This is a genomic window from Streptomyces brasiliensis (genome assembly GCF_014647875.1).
Classification (GTDB): Bacteria; Actinomycetota; Actinomycetes; order Streptomycetales; family Streptomycetaceae; genus Streptomyces; species Streptomyces brasiliensis.
Genome location: NZ_BMQA01000003.1, coordinates 103,842 through 125,625, shown reverse-complemented (window position 1 = coordinate 125,625; position 21,784 = coordinate 103,842). Strand labels below are relative to the sequence as shown.

The following is a 21,784-nucleotide window of genomic DNA, read 5'->3' as shown; positions in this document are numbered from 1 at the left end:
CCCTTTCGCGCACTGGCTTCGAGGCGCGGGGGAGGACTCGATGGCCGCAGAAGCGGGTGAGGCATTCACTGGCTCGCTCCGCTCTCCATCGTGGTGGCCCGCCTGGCGCCCAGCAGGCCCCACGCGTGGGCCCAGGCGACAAGTTGGGTGGTGTTGGCCGCCCCCGTCTTGTCGAGCAGTTCGTCATGTGCGGCTCGCACGTCGGCGGGCGCGATCTTGGCTATGGCAGCAATGTCGCTGGGATTGCTGTGCTCAGCGACCGCCCGCAGCAACAGTTGCTGCTCTGGACTGAGTTCCGGCATTGGCCTGTCCGTTGTGGGCGGAGCGACCTGCCGGGCGTTGCACAGGAAGTGCACGATCACCGGGGGCTTGCAGCGGGGCGGGCAGTGGAGGCTCTCCCGGATGTCGCGTACGTACTGGCGGACGGTCACGGCCGACAGCCCGGTCCTCGCGGCGATCTCTTGAGGGCCGAGGCCGTCCACGAGGTGCTGGGCGACGCGCTGCTGGGTCGGGGTCAGGGGGGTGATCGGTGCGCTGGTCGTCATGCGCGGGGTCACGGGTGTCTCTTTCGCGGCTGGGTTGAGGGATATCGGGTGGGGTGTCGCCGGACCCCGCGGGGGACGGGGGCCGGCGACACGGGCCCGTGCGCGGCGGTCTGGATTCACGGGGCGCCGCACACGGGGGCTCATGCGGCTGTCGGGTCGGGGCGGGCCCACGCCGCTTCGGCGGCGAGACGTTCTGACCACTGGATGTGGGCCTCGTCGAAGGCGGCGTCGGCGAGGCGTATGCGCTGGACTTCGCCGGTTCCGGCCGGTGGGTAGGTGAACTGGATGTCGCGCCACAGGCGCTGGAGGATGTAGTCGCCGTTGAGGGCATGGGCGCCGTGCAGCTCCATGGCGTCCTGGGTTGACTGCATCGCCCACTGGTGGCCGAGGTACTTGGCGTTGATCAGGTCGGTGTCGCAGGGCAGGCCCTGGTCGAGGAGGTGCACGGACTGATAGGCCAGGATTCGCCCGGCGCGCAGGCGGGCCTCCATGTCACCGATGCGGTCCCGCAGAACCGGCAGATCGGAGAGGGCGCCCCGGTAGCGGGAGCGCGTCTTGAGGTAAGCGGTCGAGGTGGCCACGACTGCCTCGTGTATTCCCAGGCTGACTGCGGCCAGGTTGGGACGGCCGTACAGGATGCTGCTGCTCTGCGCTACGCCCAGCCCCTGGCCGATCTCTCCGACCACGTTTTCCTCGGGGACGCGGACATGATCGAGGTCGAGGCGGCCGGCGGAGAAGCCGTGCAGGCCGAGGCCGGGACGGTGGTCGGCGACTGAGAGCCCTCGGCGCTTGGATTCGACCATGAACGCGGTCAGCGCCTGGGAGGTGCTCACGCCTGCCTTGGCGGTCCGGGCGACCACGAGGTGGGCTCCCGCGAGGTGGCTATTCCCGATGTGGATTTTGCTGCCGGTGATCACCCATTCGTTGCCGACGTGCTCGGCGATGGTCTCGATGCCGCCGATGTGTCCGCCGGCTCGCGGTTCGGTCACGGCGATCGACAAGAGCAGTGAACCGTCCGCTACGCGGGGCAGCCAGCGGCCCTTCTGCTCGTAGGTGGCGAAGTGCAGCAGGGCGCCGACGGGGATCAGCGTGGCCTGGAGGATGGCCGCCGCAGCCGCCGAGACGCGGGCAATGCGGTGGACGAGGATTGTCTTGGCCACGTGTCCGGCGTCCAGCCCGCCGAAGGAGGACGGGACGCTGACGGCGAACCAGCGTCGTGCGGCCATCAGGTCGGCGACCTTGCGCTCCACCCTGCCGGGGGCGGCCTCCATGCGTGCGGCGCGCGGCGCGATGTGCTCGGCCGCGAAGGCGTCCGCCTCGTCCCACAGCAGTTCGTGGCGGGCGTTGAGATAGGGGCGCAGCGCCGGCGGCGGCGTGGTGGGTGTGGCGGGCATGGTCCTCTCCCTCTCCCTGGATGAAGGTCGCACGGTGGAGCGGCCGGGGATCGCCTGCGGCTCCCGGGTGGGGGGTCGTGCAACGGACTAGCGGACGGGCGCGCGGGCGATGTGGTCCATCACCCGGACGCCGGCGTTGATGACGATGTCTCTCAGCCGTCGGGCCTCGCTCAGGGGCCGCTTCTCGGGGTCGATGACGCACACCGTGCCCAGCACGGTGCCGCTGTCGTGGATGAGCGGGGCACCGAAGTAGGAGCGGATCCCGACCGCGTCGACCACGGGGTTGCCGCTGAAGCGCGGGCTGGCGTGCACGTCGTGCAGCGGAAGGGCCTTCTTGCGGGCCATGACCTCCGGGCACCAGCCGTGGTCGCGGCTCATGGTGCGGCCGACGATGACGTACCCGCTGTCCGCGGACGGCTGGTGCAGCCCGACGAAGGTCTGCTCCTCCAGGAAGAGGTTGACGAAGCCGTACAGGAACCCGGCTTGTGTTGCCATGTCGCGGGCCAGTTCGTCGAAGTCCTCGCTGGCAGCGGTGGGCACGCCTAGGCGATCCAGCAGCTCGTACCGCTGCGCCAGCTCGCTCGCCTGCTGGGCCTGCGGGACGGGGACGGCGGCGCCGGCGGGGAGGGATGGCCCATGGGTGACCTCCCGCATGGTGCGTCGCGGCAGCGACTGCGTGAGGGGGGCGGTCTGCCGCGCGCGGTAGGGATCGTTGGGCTGATACGACATCAGGCGTCCTGAAAGGTGGTAGTGGATGCGGGGCGAGCGGGGCTTGCCGATGCGCTCTTCAAGGCGTGGCCAACGAGGGTCAGCAGGACGCCAGCGACGTGGTTCGGATCGCGAGCGTCGCAGGTGACCACCGGCACAGAGGCGGGCAGTTCGAGGGCGGTGCGGACCTCTTCGGGGTGGTAACGATGTGCTCCGTCGAACTGGTTCACCGCGACGACGAAGGGCAGGCCGATGTCCTCGAAGAAACCGACGGGGGTGAAGCTGCTTTCCAGGCGGCGGGTGTCGACCAGGACGACCGCGCCGACGGCTCCGCGACAAAGGTCGTACCAGAGGTCGACGAACCGGTCCTGGCCGGGCGTGCCGAACAGGAACAATTCCAGGGGCACGGGCGCGTCGGGCAGGTGGAGGCGACCGAAGTCGAAGGCGACCGTGGTGGTCTGCTTGGCCTCGACGCCCGCCAGGCTGTCCACGTCCGCGCTCACCTCGGTCAGGTACTCCTCCGTGCTCAGCGGCGTGATCTCACTGACGGCACCCACGGCGGTGGTCTTGCCCGCGCCGAAACCGCCAGCGATCACGACCTTCAGCACGGTCGGTGCACCGGTACACGGGCGCGACGACGGCCGCAGTACCACGGCCGGGTCACCCGGCCTGGGGGTAGGCGATGGCATCGGGCCACTTCCTCTTCAGGCCGGCAGACAGGGCCGCCAGCAGTTGTGCAGAGGGACGTGCATGCGCGTCGGACGCGGCATAGGCGGTGACAGGGACGACCAGGGCGTCGGCGTCCAGGAGGTCGGAGATGAGGATCTTGACGGCGGTTACGGGACGGCCGAGTCGGCCCGCCAGCTCGGTCACCGAACGCCGGTGCTCCCGGCACAGGGCGAGGATCTCTGCGCATTCCTCGGCCTGGCCCGGGCCGGGCCGCCCGGGTCCGGCATCCAGCACCGTGTCCAGGCCGAGCAGATGCCGTGGCCGGGTGCGACCGCGCGTCAGGGTGTAGGTCCGCACGAACGTCGAATCCTCGGCCGCGCTGCCGTGTACGGTCACCGGACCTCATCACCCGTGCCGACGCGGACGGGAATCTGCATGTAGGGGGCGAACTTCTGCACCAGGCGCCCCATCTCGAACCCGACGGTGCCGGCATCGGCGTCCGTGGTCGCGATCACCGCGAGGACCGTGTCCACCACGCCCCGTTCGTTGCCGGGATGGCCCTCGAAGGCCGCGCTGCGACCGGAGCTCTGGACGAAGATCAGACAGTCGTCTCGCTCAATGACGACCTGCCTCGCCGGCCTCTTCTTGTGGGTGGGACCGGTGATGTTCGCCGCGAGTGAGGCCACTCCGCTGATAGCGGCCGACAGTTCGTCCGCCCAGTCCTTGTCGACGTCGCTGTCCAGCAGCCGTAGTCCGTCCCGCGAGAGCAGGACGGCGTGCGTGACGCCCGTCGTGTCGGAGGCGAACTGCCGCAGCAGCCACGCCATGTTGTCCCGCTGTCCGCTTGCCGTTGTCTCGGTTGCGGGTGCGTCGCCGGTCACGTTGTTCATCGCGGGGTGGGTGCTCATAGGGATCGCTCCAGAAGGGGGGAAGGGCCAGCGGATGTAACGGCCACCGGGAACGTGGAGGGACGAGGTTCAGGGACTGGGGTGCTCTGTCGAAGCGGTGGGAGAACCGGCTTGCCCGCCGGCCTGGATGGCGGTGCGGAAGGCGGCTGCGAGCCCTGGCGTTGCCGCGGTCACGGGGGCTTGCTCCCGCACGTGTGGCGGATGGAACGTGCCGGCCTGGCGTCTACGCGTGGGAAGGGCGGGCGCATCAGCAGAGTGACCTGGCTGTGCGGCTTCCGGCGCCCCTGCGGTACCGGGGCGTGGGACCTGCCCCGGCCTCGGGGCGGCTGGAGTCGCGGCAACCTGCTGCGGTTGCGGCGCCAAGGGGCGGGCGTCCTGGGGCAGCGCGCTCGCATCGTCGACGGAGGGAATCGCTACTAGGAGCCGTGCCGGGATGACCACCAGGGCGGTGGTACCTCCCGTCACGTTCTCCTGCAGGAGAACGGACAGCCCGTGCGACTGGGCGATCTTCGCGGCGACCAGTAAGCCGAGCTGCCCCGCTCGCACCTGGCCGCTGACGTCGACCTCGTCGGGGGCCTGGAGCAGGTGGTTCATCTGCGCCCGCGTCTGCGGATGCATGGGGATGGCCCGGTCCTCGACCTCGACCGCCAGCCCGTTCGCCACCCGCTGCGCACGCACCATCACCTTCGTAGCCGGATCGGAACACTCACAGGCGTTCTCGATCAGCTCAGCCAGCAGGTGCGTCAGGTCCGGACCCACATGGCCGGGAAGGCCCAGCTCCGCGCCCACGGACCCGGCCGCAACCGCCACCCGCGGATACTGCACGACCTCGGAGACGGCGCCGCGCAGCACGCTCTTGACGGGAACGGGCCGACGCACGCTGCGCAGGGACTGCCCGCCCAGCACCGCTGTGCTCTCGACCTGACGACGCATCCGCGTCACGAGGTGATCGATCTCGAAGATCTTGGCGAGCAGCTCCGGGTCGTCGGTCAGCATCTCCAGCTGGCTCAGTGCCTCAAGCGCCTTGCCGACCAGCGCGTGCTCGCGCATGGCCAGGCGACGCAGCACTTCCAGGAGGACGACGGACTGGGACTCGTCGTGCACCCGTATCAGCGACGCGATGACCTGCACCTGGACGCCACTCAATGCCTTGTTGATCTCGGCGTTCGGATTGGCCGATGGTGGCACCTGCAGGTCCGGCAGCGGCGGCCGTCCCCCGCGGCACAGCTCGTCTGCCGACCACTGCACCGACTTTTCGACGGCCGCCGCTGCTCCTGCGATCGCTGCCAGTGCCGCTGCCTGGGCATGCTCCGCAGCCGCCTGCACGGCCCCTGCAGCCGTTCGCGCTCCGCGGGCCGCCAGCGTGGCGACCCCCGCCAGTCCGCAGACGAGGCCGGCGAGGAGCCAGCCGGGGCCCACCACGGGCACCGACCAGAGGATGAAGGCGGCACCCAGCAGTGCGGCAAGGAGCACTAGGGGCAGTGCGACGGCGCGGTGTACATGGTGCAGCGTGAACGCGTCGATCGGAGGCCGCCGTCGGCGGTGGCCGGTGGCGGCCGGCCCTGCCGCAAAGGCGCTGTCAGGCATGGGAATCCTCGTCAGGGTGGGGGTGGCTAGGCGTGCTGCGAAGAGCCAGCCACGCCATGGGACCGAGAATCAGCGCGATCAGAACTGCCTCGGCGGCGGTCATGTCCGGGGCACCGACGCGGCCAGAACCACGCACGCGAGGGCGAGAGCGAAGACCGCGCCGCGCAGCACGTTGATCGGCGGCTTCCACCAGCGCCGTCTCTGGACCGACTTCGCAGGGGCCACGTCGTGGGCCTGCACGGCAGCGATAAGGTCTTGGGTCGCCTCGGCCAGCCTGACCAGATGAACCCTGCTGGGCATGTAGCCATCGGGGAGGCCGCCCGAACAGAGCTGCTGCGCACGGAGCAGGGCTGGCTCTTGCGAAGGCGTCAGAGCTCCGAGCTGGCTGACGTGTCCTCGCAGCCGCAGTGCGAGGTCCTCCACGTCGGCGGCAGTATCGGGTAACGGCGAGTCCTCGCCCAGCACGAGCGCCACCGTTTCCGTCGCCGAGGCCGCCGGGTCCCGTCGCAGGATGGGCTCACCATGGGCGTGGCTTCTCCTTCCCTGATCACTGAGTTGGCACGCCCGGCGAAGGGCCAGCGAGGGACGCATGACGCAACTCCTAGGTGAATCAAGCCAACTTGAGCGAGGAACGCTGTGCACCGCAGGCAACTGACGTGCAAGGTGAGTGATCCTGCGGCTACGTTGAGCGAACCGCGAATCCCTGTCAGGGGGTATGCCTACGCGGCCCTCAAGGCCGTCAAAGGCGTCAAAGATCATTTCGGAACCGAGGGGCAGTACATGGCCCGTGAGAGAAACGTCGCCCTTGCCGCGCTCCTGCGCGAAGCGGGCTGGTCCCAGCCCCAAGCAGCCGCCGCGGTCGCTCGCGTTGCCGCGGAGAGCGGTGTACGCGAACTGGAGGCCATTTCCCGCTCCCACATCGCCATGTGGGTCCAGGGCACGAAGCCCAGTGGACGAGCGCCTCATATCCTGCGTGAGACGCTGTCCCGCAGGCTCGGCCGACGCCTCACCCTCGCTGACCTCGGACTGGAAGATGGGCCGACAGGATCCACTGACAGTAGTTCTGACTGGAGCGTCGACCCTCTGACCGTGCTGGCCGAGCTGGGAAGCGACGATCTGGATATGCACCGACGCAAGCTGTTGGCTACCACCGCGTACTCGGCCGCCGGCCTCGTCCTGCCTGCCGCTCCATGGTGGGCAGCCGCCCCGGCCGCGGCGGCCTCGCGCCCTGCAGTCTCCTCCCGGCTGGTGACTCAGGCTGACATCGACGATGTCCGCAAACTGACCACCTTCTACTCCGCGAGGGACCAGCAGCGCGGTGGAGCCTCGGGGCGCTCGGCCCTGGCCGGCCATCTTCGCGACGAAGCGGTGCCGCTCCTGGGCAGCAGGTTCCGAACGGAACAGCACCGCCGGGATACGTACTCGGCCGTGGCAGAGATGACCTACCTCGCCGGCTGGATGGCCTTCGACGCCTCCGAGCATCGGACCGCCCAGCGCTACCTCACCCTCGCCGCACGCATTGCGGCCGAAGCCGCAGACGGACCGCTGGGCGGCCACATCCTGCGTGCCCTCGCCCATCAAGCAGTCGACCTCGGGCACCCACGCAGAGCGCTCGACCTGGCCGACGCCTCCATGTCCCGCACCCACTACGGCCAGGCCAGCTCGCGGGAGAAGGCCCTGCTCGCGGTAGTCCATGCCCGCGCCCTGGCCGCCGGCGGCGACCGCCGCGGCACTCTCGCGGCCATCAGTCGCGCGGAGAGGGACCTCGCACGTACCGATAACGAGGATGCCCCCGACCGCGTCAGCTTTTTCCAGGAAGCCTCCCTCGCCCACGAGACTGCGTGTGCCTTGCGGGACCTGGGAAATCCTCTCGACGCGGAGTTGCATTTCCAGCGCAGCGTCGCCACCCGCCGGCGGCAGCAGTATGCCCGTACCCACAGTGTGACGCTCGGCTACCTCGGTGCTGTCCAGGTCCAGCAGGGACGCCTCGATGAGGCATGTGGTACCTGGGGACAAGCACTGTACGCCATGGCTGGCGTCCAGTCCGGCCGCGCCCGCGACGTCATCGTCCGCATGCAGAGCGACCTCTCGCCTGTGCGGCAACGTGGTGGCCGCCACGTCGCCGAACTGGACCGCCGGGCGCGGGAAATGCTGCGCGCCATAGGCTAACCACCGGGCACGTCCGCAGCTATTGACGGCAGATGCTGAACACGCGACCCCGTTAGAGAGGAACGAGCGCCGATGGCAACGTACGAGGTCGAATCGATCGCAACGGTGGTCGGGGGCCACACCCGCGTTCAGGACGATTACCAGGGCGGAGTCGAGTCGGTCATCCGACTCAACGAGGCGTACCCCCTTGAGACGCTGCAGGGAATCGAAGAGTTTTCCCATCTGACGGTGACCTGGCTCTTCCACCTGGCGCGACCGGAAGACGTCCAGCTCCACGCACGCAGCCCCCGCGGGAATCCGGACTGGCCGTCGACCGGTACTTTCGTCCACCGCAACCATCGGCGTCCCAATCAACTGGCGATCAGCTACCCGCGGCTGCTCAAGGTCGAGGGGCGGGACCTGTTGGTCACCGATCTCGACGCTGTAGACGGAACGCCCGTGATCGACTTGGCACCGTACTTCGAACAGATGGGGCCTCGTGGCCCGATCCGTCAGCCCGCCTGGCCCGGCGAGATGCTCGAACCGAATTACTGGGCGAAGGCGGGCGAACGGCCCTCGGAGCGCCCTGTATGACAGAAGCGACTGAGCTGCCCGGCTTGCCATTTGCATCGTCGGCAACCAACTGGAGGTCTGGCTCAAGCTGCAGCCCTCGCGTCTCGGAACTCACACCACGTCTCCTCGCCGCTGCTCTCCCATGCGTCTGAGATCGCATCGACCAGCCGGATCCCGCGCCCCGATTCACCGTCGGGTCCGGCTTCCTTGAGCACAGCGGGCGCCGGGTTGTGGTCGGTTACCGAGACACGCACCACGTCGACGCCCACCGTGATGCGGAGCACGACTTCGCCCTCACCGTGGACCACGGCGTTGGTGACCAGCTCCGAAACGGCCAGTACGACGAACCCCGCCACCGGCTCCGAAACACGGCACCGCCGCAGGAACGCCCTGGCTATGCGCCGCATCTCCCCGACCTTCGCGAGGTCGGGGAGAAGGGCCGCCTGACAGGCATGGGATGCCGCCGGTACCTCTGCCCTCTCCCATGCGACGGGCTCATCTTCCTGAACTGGCCTGACGCATGACGCGCCTGCTGTATCCGCACAGCTACGGATGCCCCCGCCGGGCGGGGCCGCCTCTTGGAGCCTGGTCATGTGGGCTATGGCACCGCGCGGCGACGCCGTCGACCAGGGGAATCCAGAGGGGGAAAAATATGTCAAGGGGGAAAGTACAGGGGGGAATTGAGGCCATGATTGGATTCCGCCCACCAACAGAGGTCACACTCATGCCAGACCCGTTCGCAGACCTGCTCCTCCGGCTTCGGCAGGAGGCGGGCCGGACTCAGGAGGAGCAGGCGGAGGCGATCAACGCTGTCTCCGGCCGGGACACCATGACCCGCCGAGAGATCAGCCGTTATGAGAACTTCGAGAACATTCCTACCAACCACACGATCGGCCACATCGCGGCGGCCTGCGGTGTCCCCTTCGAGAAACTACAGCGAGAGGCCAAGGCCGCCCGCGCTCGGAAGAGAAAGGGGCATGCCGATGCAGGCAAGGAGCAAGACGCCGTGAAGCGTCGCACGCTCCTGGGTAGCGCCACCATCGGCGTGAGCGTGGCCGCCGAGCCCTGGGGGCGCCTCGCCTTCGCCCTCAGCAAGGGGGCCAAGATCGATTCGCCCGCTGCCGCCGCGCTCATCGACCGAGCCGCTGAACTGCACGTCCAGGAACTCAACCTCAGCGCGCGGCGGCTACAAAAAACGGTCGAGTCGCATCTTGACGCGATCACTGCGGCCCTGCCTCGTGCAGGTGATCACGAAGGCGCTCTCACCATCGCCGCCGGGGAAACCGCCGCTCTGGCCGGTTGGGTGGCCTGGGACCTGGGGGAGCACGACAAAGCCAACGCCTACTACAAAGTCACGTCGCAGTGCGCGGCGGCTGCCGGGCATCCTCCACTCCGAGCCCTGGCCCTGACCTACAGCAGCTACGGCGCTTTGACGCCAAAGGAGAAGATGGAGTTCCTCTCCCAAGCCGCCAACGACGTGCGAGGCCACGGAAACGCTACTGCTGCAGCCTGGGTTCTCGGCAGATGCGCGGAGGAGGCTGCAGCGGTCGGCGACGAAATGGGGGCGCTCCGGGCGTTGGAGCGAGCGCGCTTCGCCTACGACTTCGCAGATCACACCAGCGAGCAGGCGTGGGTCCGGTTCGTGACCCCGTACCGCATGGACTCGTTGGCCCTCTCTGTATACGGGCAGTTGGGGCGTCCCGAACTCACCGCCACAGCAGACACCGCAGTCGACCGCCTCGGAGACGAACTCCCGGACGGAGGCGTCGTGGTTCTCGGTGATCTCGCTTCGGCCCTGCTGCGTGGAGGTGACGTCGACCAAGGGGTCTACGTGTCAAGCCAGTTCGCCGCCGCAGCACAGGCCAAGCCCAACACGATGGGCAAGGAGCGCGCATCGACTATCGCAGCGTCGCTCCCCGAGAGAGAAAAGGACCTTGCTGTTTACCTGCGGCAGTTCGCCTCCTGAACCCCCTTGCGTCGGTACAGGGCCAAACTCAGGACGCGAACGCCGTTGTAGTCCCGTCGTTCTTCAGTCCCGGGCCGTTTCCGCAACAACCCAGGACAAATACGCCTCCGACCCTCCGGTCACGGGCAGTGTGATCCACTGGGGGACGTCGTACGGGTGCTTCTCGTGCAGCCACGCCTCCAGTGCAGGGAGACGGTCCGTCGTAGTCATATACGAGATCCGCCACTCGTGCGCCGTCTCGACCTTCCCCTTCCACCAGTAGAAGGCTGTGATCGGCGCATCAATGTGAACGCCCGCTGCCAACTTGCTTTCGACCGCGCCACGGGCCAGAGCCTTCGCCTGATCCTCGTTGTCGCTGGTCGTCTGCGCGATCACAATCTCGTTGGTCATGCAACTACCTCTTCAGCTCGGGTACCGCGACCCTACCCAGCCGTCAAGGGCACGCCGAAAGCCGGTCGCTACCGGTGAGGGGGGAACTACCCACCAGCCCGGATCAGTCAGACGGCTGCGGGTCATTCTGGGTGGCGCGTCGCTCCGAAACCACGGTGAAGGTCTCCTCGTCAACGAGGTTGTGTGCCGGCTTCATGATGCGGGTGCCGACGCATGCCCGCCTCAACGGGTCTGTGGCAGGAGGGCTCCAACAGTTGTCCGCTGGCATTCGCCCACGGCAGACAGGAAAGAACTCCAAAGGACTGGAAACTTCTGCCGGGAGCATGCCAACGTATAACGTCCCGGAAAACACCAAATCAGACGCATGCAGTTACTCCAGTGCGCCGGATTGCGAATGATTCGGAACCCTGCACCGCGCCGGACTATTTTGCTGGCACGGCACTACTTAGGAGGCCCGCCTGCCGGTTCCGCTATTCGTTGCATGCTCATCATCCCCCCTTCCTCTTTGCGTTCGGTGCACTGAACGGCTGGCCTGTTCGGCGAGGATCTGCTGCCACACGGCTACCGCCGCGATAGGGCCGTCCTCGCACATGTTGCGGCGCACCCCGGAGCTGCAACTCGGCTCGTGGCCCATGCCGTCGCGGTTCCTGAGCGTGCTAGGGGGATCGTGACCGCCAACCCGATGACGGTCTGCTGGTGTTTGTCGCGAACGGTGCGGCCTCATCCCCGCGCTCACCGGCTGGCGTCCTGACTGCGGCCAGCCCGAGGTGCTGTCGGATCCCTTTGATGCGGTGCGCAACATAGACCACGATCGCCGGTTAGCCAAACCGGCGATCGTGATGACCATTGAGGGTGTTCGTAGCGGCTGTGCTTGGCGGTGGAGCCGTTACGGGATGCAGGCGGTAGTGCCGCAAGTCGCAAGGAGGTAATGAGCGGCCCCGCCTGCGGCTTCCCTGATTTTGCAGCCCTGGTTTCCTCAAAGCAACGATTCCCAAGTCGAGTTTGCGTGAGGGCACTCTGGCGTTGCTGATTCCGTTCTGTCGCCAGTGTGCTCCCTCTCGAGGAACTTCACCTGATGTGCCGATCCGCGATACCCCCTGCCCTTTCACCCCGGCCTGGCGGGCCTGTCCGTCTCGCTTGCTGACTCCGCGTCTATCCGCAATCGCGGGACGGCGTCATGTCAGTAGCGGTTCCGGTTCGGCCTGGGCAAAAGCTGACGGTCGATGAGGGTCTTTGCCGAGCTGCAGGTCTCCCGGTCGACCCGCCGATTGCTGACACGCCGACCCCAAGTCCATCCCTACCTCAAGGTTCTCCTCCATGCCTGCACGCCTGCTGTCCATCCCGGCCGTCGCCGCCGCCCTGGACGTCGACCGCCGCACCGTCTACCGCTTTATCGCTGCCGGCGATTTGCCAGTCGTCGACCTCCGTACCGGATCAGGCCGGTCCCGTGTTCGGGTCCCCGCGGCCAGCCTCGACGAGTTCATCAGCCGCCGTGCCGTCGTACCGCCGGCAGCCCGCCGCTGACCTTGGCCCATCCCGGCCCCGTCACCGTTGAACAAGGAGTAGAGCCTCGTACCTCCGTAAGTTGAAGTCCGGCAAGTGGCAGGCGACCGTACGCAACCGGACAGGAGACCGGTTCAGCGAGTCGTTCCCCCTCAAGGCGCAGGCGCGCGCCTGGGGCATCGAGATGGAGACCCAGTTCGCCCGCGGAGGCATGCGCGACCCGCGGGCCGGTGAGATGTCATTCCGCGAGTGGCACGACCGATGGTGGAACGCCCGAATCGTTGAGCCCCACACGCTTCGCGGCGATGCGTCCAACATCAAGAACCACGTCATGCCCTACTGGGCGGACTGGGAGATGCGGGCCATCACTCGTATGGACGTCCAGAGCTGGATCCGGACCCTGGTCGAGAAAGGGGCGGGGGCCGCTGCGATCAAACGGGCTTACAACCTGACATCCTCCATGATGCGCGCTGCCGTCGACGACGATGTCCTGGCGGTGACCCCGTGCCGCAACATCGACTTGCCTCAGATCGCGGTCAAGCCGCCGCAGTGGTTCACGCTTGACCAGGCACAGAGCATCCTGGACGAACTCCCCGCCGCGTGGCGGACGATGTGCTTGCTTGGCTTCTACACCGGACTCCGTTGGGGAGAACTGTCTGGCCTGCATCGCCACCGCATCGACCAGCGCCGCTCGCGATTGTTTGTGGTGGAGGTCAACAGCAAGAGCGGCATCAAGGAGTACCCCAAGAGCTCCAAGAGTCGTAGAGAGGTCCCGCTCCCGCCTCACGTCCTAGAGGCCCTCGAACGCCACATCCACCGGCTCGACCGCGACGCCGTGGTGTTCACCACCATCACCAAGGGCCGTGCCGGACGGCTCCTCGCCGACAGCAACTGGCGCCGGCAGACCTGGTGGCCCACCGTCGACGCCGCCCACTACTTCGACACCGACGGCGAGCAACAACTCGTCCCGCACTACCCGCCGCACTCCATGCGTCATACCTGTGCCTCATGGCTGGTCCAGAAGGGAGTCTCGCTCTACGAGGTCCAGCACCTCCTCGGCCACGAGAGCTTTCAGACCACCCAGCGCTACGCTCACCTTCAACCGGACGCGCACAAGGCCGTTCTTGGTGCCTGGGAGCGCTTGGACGTTCCGCTCACCGTCGCCGTATGAACGATCCTGCTGTTCCCTCACCGACAGGCGGAGGCGCTTGCCTGATCAGAGGGGCCGTGCGACAGCGACACCCTCTTCCAGGTGGCACCCAGCGCTTCGTGCTGTCGAACGGCCAAGGATGGCTGCAGAGATCGTCCCGAAGCGGTTCGTCCAGAGCCTAATGACCGTTGACACAACTGAGCTCTGGGCGCGACGCAAGCACACTCGAACGCGCCTTGGCACGTGATGTCCTGGCCGTATCAGACCAACTGCATAACCGTATGCCACGTGGACCAGCGACCTGCAGGGGTCCTGATCTTGGTCCGGTGCCGCGATGGCGTCGGTGAAGGACAACATCTACTCCAGAACGCGTAAGGGGGGCAGGGCGGACCTTCGGCCCACGGAGTAGCTGAAAGCGTCGATCAGATCGTTGTCGTCTCGTCAAATCATCGCCTGTGCATCCGTTTGGGGCCACAGGGTGGGCGTTTCGTGCCAGACGAGGCCGTCACTCCACCTGAGATGAGTGCGGCCAGCGTTGCTGCCGTTCGGCGTGGCGGCCTCATCTTCGAGGCCACCACGCCGAACGGCTCGGAGCCGTCCCTATACCTACAGGTCGGTGCCGCTGGCTTCCCTCAGGATTTCGATGCTCTCAAAGTCCTTCGGCTCGGAGCGTCGGTACTGGGGGTGGCCAAGGTCCATCTGAAGCGCGGCGTGGAGCGGGGCTGGGTATCGCGTCCGGTCTGACCAGGAGAGCGCCTGGTGACAAAGCCGTGCCGCGGCAACCGCGAGAATCTCTCGGTCGTAGCCGTCCCGCGTGTGCATGGGGGTGATCTCCCTGGTGGTCATGCTGTACCACGGTGCGCTCAGTTCGTTCTCCTTGCGCTCGTCGGCATTCTTCGATGCCTTCCCCGGGTCGGCGCGCCAGCGGGTCTTCCACTGCCCGTGGCGCTTCTTGCCGTAGTTGCGGGGTTCGGTGAACAGGAACCAGGGGTGGCCTTCGGGCCGGGCTTCCGGGTAGTAGAGGTCGCTGGAGGTCTTGAGCGGGACGGTCTTGCCGTTCTTCTGCTTCTCGGTGACGGCGACCAGGCGGGGCATTTCCGCCTGCGCGCAGTTCATGCGGATGATGCTGACCGGATTCCAGGACGGGGGCAGTCCGCTTGCGGGGAGCCAAAGGCGCGGGTCGCCGGGATCTTTTCCGAGGCCCTGCTTGTTGTTGTGGAGGCCGGGCCATACACGGCGGCTGGCGTGACCGTCGATCATCAAGGCGTAGGGCAGGCCGTCGAGCTCGTCGTGGAGCTCTTGGAGGGCGGTGCGGACGTCTTCACCGGCCTGTGCCCAGCGCTGGATTTCGCCGTCGCCGTTTTCAGTGTGAAGAGGGTAGTTGGCGGCGTGGAAGTTGCTCTGTGCGAGGGCGTAGTGCTCCCACTGCGGGTGGATGTTGCTCCAGCCGATCATGCGCCACGGGCCGCCGGGTTCAGGGGAGGGGATGATCACGCTGGCGGTGATGATCCTTTTGGGCTGGCCCTTGTACTTGCGGTCCGTGGCCTGCTTGCGGATGTGGATGCCGCAGAAGGCCATGCGGGGCAGCGGGTAGGTGTCGTCGCCGGGGTAGAGGGCACGCTCGAAGCGGTCGTCCACGACCCCGCACGAACGGTAGAGGTCCAGCAGACCCATGTAGACGCGGTGATCCTCGAAGGCTTTCGCGGGCCTCTTGATGATGGTGAAGGTCTTGGTGAACGGGTCGTACTCGCGGCCGACGAGGAATTGGGACGGCACTGCGGCCTTGGCGAGCTCCCGGACGACTTGGTGCTTGGCGTCGTTCTCCGCCAGGGCGGTCTTCACTTCGGCGGGCTTCATGCCCTCGTGTTCCTCGCCGCGCACCGGGATCTCTGTTTCACACCAGGCGGCGAGGAGGACGCCGGGTTCTGCGAAGGTGCCGGCGATCCTTTGGGCGTCAGTGGCGCGCTGAGTGCCGGGGCCGTGCTCCAGCAGGGCTTCGGCGTTGCAGAAGACAGCTTCGATGCCGTCCGCGAGCGGGAAGGACTTCTTTCCGCCAGGGTCCGGATCGATGCCCTCCGGGTCCAGCCCGTAGGGGTGGGCGAGACCGTGGATCATCCGCGTGAGGGTCGCGTCGCGGTACCACAGGCACAGGATGCGGAGTTTCTTGTAGCCGGCCGCTTCGATGGAACGGCGAATACCCTCCGGGGAGGGCTTGCCGATGAGATCGACGTATTCGCCATCCTGCTTCTTCTGTTTCTTCTCTTTCTCCTGGGCGGCGGTGGCGGGCTCGTGGGAACGCTTACCGAAGACATTTCCCTTCGACTTCAGGTCGAGCAGGGAGACGGCGTCACCGAAGACTCGCTGGATGTGTTCCCGCAGCAGGGAGAGATGGTAGATGCCGGCGCCGGTACCGACAGCGAAGGAGTCCGCCTTCGGCATGGTCGGCCTGATCGCTCCAGGAGGAGGAGTCAGGATGTCGATCCTCTTGCCATTTTCGTCCCTGGCGTTCAGGCGGCTGCGCTCACCGGCGGCGCGTTCCTCGATGGCGTTGAGCGAAGACCGGTCGGCGTCCATCTTCGCCAGGATTTCCAGCGCGTGCTTGTTCGTCTGCCGCAGACCGCGCCCATCCAGGGACACAGACATGATCGGCCGGTCTGTTCCCTGGTCCACGAGAACGGTGCTGGCGTGGATCACCGTGTTGTTGATGCGCCGGATGTGAGCGTCAAGATTCAGGACGGGGTTCGGCTCGGCCGTGTAGGTAGCCATCTTCACCGACAGGCGGGACAGCGCATACTGGACTTGACTGCGGGTGGGGTTCTCGGGACGGGCCTTGAGCGCTTCGGCGAGGTCGACCGGGTGGGCGAGGGTGGCGAAGACCGGGCCGATGGGCTGTTCCCAGGCGATCAGGTCACCGTTGCTGATGGGCCGGTACTGCACGGCCGCGACGTTGTCGGAGGGCTGCCAGCCGACGGTCCTGTGTTTCACCTGGCCGTTCGCCGCCTCGTACGCCTCACGGACCGGCTCGACTTCCCGGTCGAGGAAGGGCTTTGCCGCCAGCTTCTTGGCGATGTGCCACTTCACCGCCTCGTAGGCCCAGCTGTCCGGACTGGCGGGCTTGCCGTCTTCCTCCTGGAGGATGTTTATAGCCAGGCTTCGGCGCTCAGGAGCGACGTCCGCGACCAGTCGGGCCAAGGTGGGTGGATCCATGAAGGGGATCTCATCCAGAGGAATCCGGCGGACGATGCCTTCCAGGTAAGTGAAGACCGTCCTGAGGGCGTCGGGCTCCACGGGGTTGAGCGTCACCATGAAGGCCAGGTACTTGTCCAGGTAGACGTAGCCATCGGTGATCTGCTGGAGCACGGTGACAGCGATGGAATAGGGGACCAGGAAGGGGTCGGATTCCTGGACACCCTTGATCCATTTCGCGTTCTTTGAGGCCGTGCTCCCCAAATCCCTCCAGGCCGTGCGGATGGGCGAGTGGTAGTCGCCGAAGTCCCAGACCAGGGCGGTCATGCCGTCCAGGAGCTCGGGGGTGCACCGGATCGATGTGGTGTGCGCGGTGAGATCCCGCTGAGTGTTGCTTCGCCCCATGAGCGGGGGTACCTCGTCTCTCGGTCTCTCCGTTGGGGAGAGGATGCGGGTCCGTCTCCGCCGCGGCAAGGCGGCGACGGGCGTGATCAGTTCAGAGCGTCTCGCGGTCGAGCCCTGCATAGGTCAGGAATGCCTGAAGCGCTTGACCGTAGAGCTCATTCATGATGTCGCGCTGTTTCGGAGTCCAGTCGCGGTAGATCTGTTCGATGATCGTGGCCAGGTCGGAGCTGAACTTTTTGTCGTGGATGGAGTGGTCCACGATGTGGAGGGTCATGTCGGTCTCGCCCCGCCGGGCACGGCCGGCGAGCTGGATGAGCAGGACGAGCATTCCTGCGACGAGTTCCTTGCGCAGGTCGTGGTCCATGTTGGAGAACCGGGCCGGGGAGCGAAGGATCTTGGTGAGTTGCTTCCAGGAGGCTTCGCCTGCTGCGCGCAGGACGGCCAAGGGCTCGTCGCTGCCGCCGGCGGGAAGGGTGTTGTAACCGGCGGCGTTGACGCTTGCGTGCAGCCAGTCGGTGTCCTCGATGCTCAGGACAGGCCGGACGCACAGATAGATGTCGCGGACTGCCGAGCGCGTTCCGACGACGATGTTCAGGCCCCGGCCGATGACGGCGAGGGGGGCGATAAGGATCTCTCCGCGGTCGGGGAACTCCTTGAGCTCTTCGCGGACCATCCGGTCCACGTGGGCAGGCAGGTGCTCCTCGTAGTTCTGTTTCTCCGGCTTCTTCACCAGCAGGCAGATCCGGTGGTTCAGCCCGTCGGCCTGTGCCACCCCGGAGGCGAGGTAGGCGGCCTGCTCATAGGAGTTGACGGCGAGGATGACGCGGGCCCGTTCCGGTTCGTGCTTCTCCAGGCGGGCCAGGCGCTTGGCGAGCTGCTGCTCGTACAGGCCCCGGCCGAGATCGCGCAGTGCGTTGGGCTTCAGCTCTGGCGGGAGACCCCCGATCCTCATGGCATCCCCGCTGCTGCCCCGTACAGGCGTGGCGAGGGTGACGATGGACTCCGGACGGGTGTCGGGGAGCCACCAGCGGACCGGGGCATGGATGTGTTCCTGTACGGCCTGTGGTAGGTAGGCGGTGGCGGACAGGCCCATGACGGGACGCTGCACGCCGGCCGCCAGCAGGGCGGTGAGGCCGCCGAGTTCGCTGACGAAGGTGTGCGGATCGCCGCCGAAAGAACGTGACAGGAGTTCCGCTTCCTGCTCCTTTTTGTCCATGCCCTTGACCTGGTAGCCGTGGATGGAGCGGCCCAGCATGGCCAGGGGGTAGAGGGTGGCGACCGTGCTGCTGCGCATGCTTTCAAGGATCTTGCGGACCGATCCCAGGTCGAGATAGCGCAGGGTCTGGGCCTGCATGCGCAGCTCGTCCAGCGCGCTGTCGAGTTCCCGTAGCACGGTGCGGGTGATCAACAGGTTCACCACGGCGGCCTGCTGATGCGCATCGGGCACGAGCTCACGCAGGAGCGTGCGCATCGCGTCGCGAGTGTCGGTGAGGTGGTCCTGGCCGCGCTGCGCGGTGAGGATCGTCAGGGCTGTTTGGATGGCGTCCCAGTCGGCTCCGTCGGGAAGCTTGGCCTCCTCATCCGGTCCGGCCGCGTACCAGCGGGCGGGCATGATCTCGTCGAGGAAGGCGAACAGCTCGGGCGGAACGTCGTCGGCCGCGGTCTGGTGGGGGAACAGGAGCTGAAGGATTTCACGGTCCCTCGAGCGGGCCAGGCGCCAGCCGGTGTTGTCGCGGCTGGCCCCGTCAGGGCTGTCCGCCTCGTTGCCCGGGTTCAGCCTGAGCCCGCTGCCTGAGCAGAGCCACAGCAGCAGCATCTCGGCCATGAGCCGCGCGTGGCTGACCGGCGCTGCAAGGGCCATCTCATGGACGACGGGCAGGTTCCTGGCGTCCGAGTCGATCTCCCGCAACGCGGTCGTCCGTTTCCGGGAAGCCAGAGTGAGCTCCGAGGTACAGCGGCTGATGGCGGCCGTCTGGAAGGCATCGATCTCATCGATCACCAGCGCATCGCAGGCGCGCAGCGTCATCTCCAGGACGCTCATGCCCCTGGTGCCACGTGCCTTGCCGCGGAACTCCTGCCCGTCCAGGACGACACCGATGCGTGTGCGGCCTTCCAGGAGGTTGGCGTGGTTGGTGACGATCACGGCCGCGTCGGTGGCCCGGTAGAACTGCTGGAACTTGCCGCACACCGGGGCGAAGGAGCAGGTGAGCCGGGTGGAGCCGGTGGCCGGAGAGGTCAGCGAGGTGCAGTTCTCCTCCCCGTACGGATACAGGGTGGGCGGGTCCATCAACGCCCGCTGCGCGCAGCCGGCCGACAGCAGCGCGATGTCGGTCCTGGCGCGCCGGTCCCATTCGTCGATCTGGGTGGAGGTACCCAGGGCGGCGTAGTCCATGGCCCGCCGGTGCATGCTCGACGGGGACATCAGCGGAGCGCAGTGAGCGGGCTCGGCTAGGTGCTTGTTCTTGTGCAGATAGGCCAGGTCGTTGTTGATGTCCCAGGCCATGTCCAGGGTGGCGCGGACATCGGTGACGGCGAGGGCGATTCGCCGGTCGTTGAGCGCTGCCCAGGACGCCATGACCCGTACGAGTACCGTTTTGCCGCTTCCCGTGGGGGCGTTGAGGACCTGCAGGTCTCCGGACGTCAGGTCCAGTTCGGTCAGCTCGCCGTCGGTCGTCTTCATTGCCTTGAAGAAGCGCTTGAGCACCTTGTGCAGGTAGGCGACGCTCTTGTCCTGGCCGCTAAGGATCTTGGCGACATCCAGGAGTTGGTTCACTGTCGGCGCGACCCGGTCGCGCTGCGGGCGGGTGTGCACCTGCGGGAGCACCTCGTGGCCGGGCGCTTCAAGGAAGCCGGGAGTCGCCTGGATATGGATCTCTCTACTGGTCGTGCCGTGCTCTTGGCCCAGGTAGGCCGTCCTCGTCTTGAGGGTTCCTGGGCCCGCGAACGCCTGTGCCTTGGGGCGCTTGCCGAAGGTGAAGAACGGCCCGGTGACGCGTTGTGCGTATCCGAGGAAATCCCCTCCCACCCTGGGAATCACCGCCTCGGCCAGCTGTGGGTCTCCGGCCGGCAGCCGCAGCGAACCTCCCGACCTGTCCGCGAGGTCGGGATCGGGGGCCAGGGTGCCTAGGAGCGCGAGGACGGCGGCCCTGAGTTTCTTCGCATCCGTCCATTCGGGAGCCATCAAGGCCATCACCTGACGGATCAGGTTCCGCTCGGCCACTGGCAAGCTCGCCCAATCCGACCATGCCTGCGGCTTGCGGTGGGCGAAGAACGTGGCTTCTTCGAAGCCGGCCAGGATGCGCCCCTCGTCGTCCTTGCGGGGAAAGTAGTGCGCGGCCAGAGCGAGTGCTCCAGCCAGGCCGGCTTCCTTACCCGTCATCTCCCCGCTCACGCCTTGCCCTCCTTGATCTGCGTGATGACCATCTCGAGGTAGTCCGTCGCGGTCATCGCCGCCTTCATCCTGTATGTGCGGCACACCGCGTGGAGCTGGGCCACCTGGTCCTGGCGATGGTCGGGCACTACCAGGTACTCGGCGCCGCCCTTATCGCCGCCGTCCATATGAAGTTTGCTGACCAGGTGATTCGGCCAGGTGTAGTCCTTGAAGTCAGCAGGAAAGTGCGGCTGTTCGCTTCCTTCGCGGGTGATCCACAGGTCACACTGGTCCCCGTTGGGCCACAGATGTGATGTCCAGGCGGTTCCCTCCAGGGCCGCCGCGGCGGCTCGGTGCAGGGCCAGTTCGGGTAGGCCAGGGATGACGGTGTAGCGCCACACCGGCCGTACCAGCGCCATGTACTCTGCGGCCGGCTTGGCCTGCGGCACGTGCGGTACGGCCCCGGTCCATAGGCGTGCGAACCGGCCGGACGGGACCCGGCATTCGAACGTCGGACTCAGTTCGGGGGCCGACTTCTTCCGGGCGGTCACGACGAACTCGTACGACGCGCCCGTCTCCTCGTGCCAGGGGTACAGACACCGCACCCTGCCCCTTGTGCGCGCGCCGGTGCGGGCAGCTGTCACCTTCATCGGCCACTTGCAGGCGGGGCAGGGCCACCACCAGCCGTTGAACTGCGCGTACTGGGCGATCGGCTTGTAGAAGTCGTTCGCCCGGGAGGGCAGCTTGAGCTCCGTGAGACTGCCCGTCGGCACCGTCGGGTTCTCAACCAGAGTGGTGCGGTGCCTCTGGTAGAAGGAGCCCTTGATCGCGCTGAAGACGGCTTCCTGGCTGTACTCGTCATCCAGCTTCGGTTTCGTTACCTGCCCGGTGAACTTCCCGACCTTCTGCGCGGCCCGCAGGACGCGCTGGGCTTCGTGCCGGAAGTCGAACCCGTCCTCCGTGGCAACGCCCTCGCTGTCCATGAGCCGCACGCCAGCGAGAGCCTCGCTGTCGATCCAGTCGGGCAGCAGCCCTTCCAGGGAGCCAGCCCGGTCGCCAGTGAGCCTGCCCATCAGTTCGTCGAACAGGATCAGGTGCCCCGGGCCGCATGCCGCCATCAGGATGCCGTGGGCCTCCATGAGGCGGTCCAGGCGTCTCGGCCCGTCCAGTCCCTCGCCGACCATCGCGTGCTCGCACACGGCGAACGCCTTGACGATTTCCAGCAGTGCGTGAGTCTGCTGAATGTCCGTTGTGTCGTCAGCTTGCATCACGTGCCGGACCA

The 21,784-nt window shown here is 67.0% G+C and carries 18 protein-coding genes; 5 read left to right on the top strand and 13 right to left on the bottom strand.

Translation table 11 applies throughout. From position 1 onward, the window contains the following. Nucleotides 1-65: 65 nt before the first annotated feature. From IEZ19_RS06470 to IEZ19_RS06435, 8 genes are all read right to left on the bottom strand, one after another. Nucleotides 66-557 carry a LuxR C-terminal-related transcriptional regulator gene (locus tag IEZ19_RS06470; protein ID WP_229840008.1) on the bottom strand — a complete coding sequence of 164 codons (492 nt, stop codon included), beginning with the start codon at nucleotides 555-557 and terminating at the stop codon, nucleotides 66-68. Nucleotides 558-685: 128 nt separating this feature from the next. Next, complete coding sequence (locus tag IEZ19_RS06465) at nucleotides 686-1,939, bottom strand: acyl-CoA dehydrogenase family protein (protein ID WP_189310030.1); 1,254 nt, start codon at nucleotides 1,937-1,939, stop codon at nucleotides 686-688. Between the two features lie 87 nt (nucleotides 1,940-2,026). Then, a complete protein-coding gene (locus tag IEZ19_RS06460) occupies nucleotides 2,027-2,668 on the bottom strand; it encodes a GAF domain-containing protein (RefSeq protein WP_176119295.1) in 642 nt (213 codons plus the stop codon). Beyond that, on the bottom strand, nucleotides 2,668-3,255 hold the full coding sequence (locus IEZ19_RS06455) for a GTP-binding protein (RefSeq protein ID WP_229840007.1): 588 nt from the start codon (nucleotides 3,253-3,255) through the stop codon (nucleotides 2,668-2,670). The genes IEZ19_RS06460 and IEZ19_RS06455 overlap by 1 nt, the downstream gene beginning before the upstream one ends. Before the next feature lie 52 nt (nucleotides 3,256-3,307). Beyond that, nucleotides 3,308-3,712 carry a DUF742 domain-containing protein gene (locus tag IEZ19_RS06450; protein WP_189310029.1) on the bottom strand — a complete coding sequence of 135 codons (405 nt, stop codon included), beginning with the start codon at nucleotides 3,710-3,712 and terminating at the stop codon, nucleotides 3,308-3,310. After that, nucleotides 3,709-4,224: a roadblock/LC7 domain-containing protein gene (locus IEZ19_RS06445; RefSeq protein WP_189310028.1), complete on the bottom strand. Its 516-nt coding sequence runs from the start codon at nucleotides 4,222-4,224 to the stop codon at nucleotides 3,709-3,711. Before IEZ19_RS06445 ends, IEZ19_RS06450 begins: the two co-directional genes overlap by 4 nt. A 69-nt stretch (nucleotides 4,225-4,293) precedes the next feature. Further along, entirely contained in the window at nucleotides 4,294-5,811 is a 1,518-nt protein-coding gene (locus IEZ19_RS06440; protein ID WP_189310027.1) for a sensor histidine kinase, read from the bottom strand. Nucleotides 5,812-5,910: 99 nt separating this feature from the next. After that, complete coding sequence (locus IEZ19_RS06435) at nucleotides 5,911-6,402, bottom strand: DUF6415 family natural product biosynthesis protein (protein ID WP_229840006.1); 492 nt, start codon at nucleotides 6,400-6,402, stop codon at nucleotides 5,911-5,913. Between the two features lie 189 nt (nucleotides 6,403-6,591). Between IEZ19_RS06435 and IEZ19_RS06430 the strand changes: the two genes are divergently transcribed. Together IEZ19_RS06430 and IEZ19_RS06425 are read left to right on the top strand one after the other, a co-directional pair. Continuing rightward, nucleotides 6,592-7,980: an NsdA family TPR-like regulatory protein gene (locus IEZ19_RS06430; RefSeq protein ID WP_189310026.1), complete on the top strand. Its 1,389-nt coding sequence runs from the start codon at nucleotides 6,592-6,594 to the stop codon at nucleotides 7,978-7,980. 72 nt (nucleotides 7,981-8,052) lie between these two features. After that, entirely contained in the window at nucleotides 8,053-8,553 is a 501-nt protein-coding gene (locus IEZ19_RS06425; protein WP_189310025.1) for an SAM-dependent methyltransferase, read from the top strand. Between the two features lie 62 nt (nucleotides 8,554-8,615). Here IEZ19_RS06425 and IEZ19_RS06420 read toward each other — a convergent pair whose 3' ends face one another. Next, the gene (locus IEZ19_RS06420; protein ID WP_189310024.1) at nucleotides 8,616-9,125 is read right to left on the bottom strand and encodes an ATP-binding protein; all 510 of its coding nucleotides are present in this window, start codon (nucleotides 9,123-9,125) and stop codon (nucleotides 8,616-8,618) included. Between the two features lie 131 nt (nucleotides 9,126-9,256). On the opposite strand from IEZ19_RS06420, the gene IEZ19_RS06415 reads away from it, so the two are divergent. Next, complete coding sequence (locus tag IEZ19_RS06415) at nucleotides 9,257-10,498, top strand: helix-turn-helix transcriptional regulator (protein ID WP_189310023.1); 1,242 nt, start codon at nucleotides 9,257-9,259, stop codon at nucleotides 10,496-10,498. A 63-nt stretch (nucleotides 10,499-10,561) separates the two neighbouring features. Here IEZ19_RS06415 and cutA read toward each other — a convergent pair whose 3' ends face one another. Further along, nucleotides 10,562-10,888, bottom strand: a complete 327-nt coding sequence (gene cutA, locus IEZ19_RS06410) for a divalent-cation tolerance protein CutA (RefSeq protein WP_189310022.1) — start codon at nucleotides 10,886-10,888, stop codon at nucleotides 10,562-10,564. A gap of 1,317 nt (nucleotides 10,889-12,205) precedes the next feature. Here cutA and IEZ19_RS06405 point away from each other — a divergent pair. Both IEZ19_RS06405 and IEZ19_RS06400 read left to right on the top strand, forming a co-directional pair. Continuing rightward, the gene (locus IEZ19_RS06405; RefSeq protein ID WP_189310021.1) at nucleotides 12,206-12,412 is read left to right on the top strand and encodes a helix-turn-helix domain-containing protein; all 207 of its coding nucleotides are present in this window, start codon (nucleotides 12,206-12,208) and stop codon (nucleotides 12,410-12,412) included. Nucleotides 12,413-12,473: 61 nt separating this feature from the next. Beyond that, nucleotides 12,474-13,562, top strand: coding sequence for a tyrosine-type recombinase/integrase (locus tag IEZ19_RS06400; RefSeq protein WP_189310020.1), 1,089 nt, complete (start codon nucleotides 12,474-12,476; stop codon nucleotides 13,560-13,562). Between the two features lie 585 nt (nucleotides 13,563-14,147). On the opposite strand, the gene IEZ19_RS06395 is transcribed toward IEZ19_RS06400, so the two are convergent. The 3 genes from IEZ19_RS06395 to IEZ19_RS06385 all read right to left on the bottom strand — a co-directional run bounded on the left by IEZ19_RS06395 (nucleotide 14,148) and on the right by IEZ19_RS06385 (nucleotide 21,770). Further along, entirely contained in the window at nucleotides 14,148-17,132 is a 2,985-nt protein-coding gene (locus IEZ19_RS06395) for an RNaseH domain-containing protein (protein ID WP_189310019.1), read from the bottom strand. A 91-nt stretch (nucleotides 17,133-17,223) separates the two neighbouring features. Further along, the gene (locus IEZ19_RS06390; RefSeq protein ID WP_189310018.1) at nucleotides 17,224-20,523 is read right to left on the bottom strand and encodes a hypothetical protein; all 3,300 of its coding nucleotides are present in this window, start codon (nucleotides 20,521-20,523) and stop codon (nucleotides 17,224-17,226) included. Further along, on the bottom strand, nucleotides 20,520-21,770 hold the full coding sequence (locus tag IEZ19_RS06385; protein WP_189310312.1) for a restriction endonuclease-related protein: 1,251 nt from the start codon (nucleotides 21,768-21,770) through the stop codon (nucleotides 20,520-20,522). Before IEZ19_RS06385 ends, IEZ19_RS06390 begins: the two co-directional genes overlap by 4 nt. Nucleotides 21,771-21,784 lie beyond the last annotated feature (14 nt).

Excerpts from the sequence above, each read along its gene's own strand:
- IEZ19_RS06465 (WP_189310030.1), bottom strand. The coding sequence starts at position 1,939 with ATGCCCGCCACACCCACCACGCCGCCGCCGGCGCTGCGCCCCTATCTC.
- IEZ19_RS06460 (WP_176119295.1), bottom strand. The coding sequence starts at position 2,668 with ATGTCGTATCAGCCCAACGATCCCTACCGCGCGCGGCAGACCGCCCCC.
- IEZ19_RS06445 (WP_189310028.1), bottom strand. The coding sequence starts at position 4,224 with ATGAGCACCCACCCCGCGATGAACAACGTGACCGGCGACGCACCCGCA.
- IEZ19_RS06440 (WP_189310027.1), bottom strand. The coding sequence starts at position 5,811 with ATGCCTGACAGCGCCTTTGCGGCAGGGCCGGCCGCCACCGGCCACCGC.
- IEZ19_RS06435 (WP_229840006.1), bottom strand. The coding sequence starts at position 6,402 with ATGCGTCCCTCGCTGGCCCTTCGCCGGGCGTGCCAACTCAGTGATCAG.
- IEZ19_RS06430 (WP_189310026.1), top strand. The coding sequence starts at position 6,592 with ATGGCCCGTGAGAGAAACGTCGCCCTTGCCGCGCTCCTGCGCGAAGCG.
- IEZ19_RS06425 (WP_189310025.1), top strand. The coding sequence starts at position 8,053 with ATGGCAACGTACGAGGTCGAATCGATCGCAACGGTGGTCGGGGGCCAC.
- IEZ19_RS06420 (WP_189310024.1), bottom strand. The coding sequence starts at position 9,125 with ATGACCAGGCTCCAAGAGGCGGCCCCGCCCGGCGGGGGCATCCGTAGC.
- IEZ19_RS06415 (WP_189310023.1), top strand. The coding sequence starts at position 9,257 with ATGCCAGACCCGTTCGCAGACCTGCTCCTCCGGCTTCGGCAGGAGGCG.
- cutA (WP_189310022.1), bottom strand. The coding sequence starts at position 10,888 with ATGACCAACGAGATTGTGATCGCGCAGACGACCAGCGACAACGAGGAT.
- IEZ19_RS06405 (WP_189310021.1), top strand. The coding sequence starts at position 12,206 with ATGCCTGCACGCCTGCTGTCCATCCCGGCCGTCGCCGCCGCCCTGGAC.
- IEZ19_RS06395 (WP_189310019.1), bottom strand. The coding sequence starts at position 17,132 with ATGGGGCGAAGCAACACTCAGCGGGATCTCACCGCGCACACCACATCG.
- IEZ19_RS06385 (WP_189310312.1), bottom strand. The coding sequence starts at position 21,770 with ATGCAAGCTGACGACACAACGGACATTCAGCAGACTCACGCACTGCTG.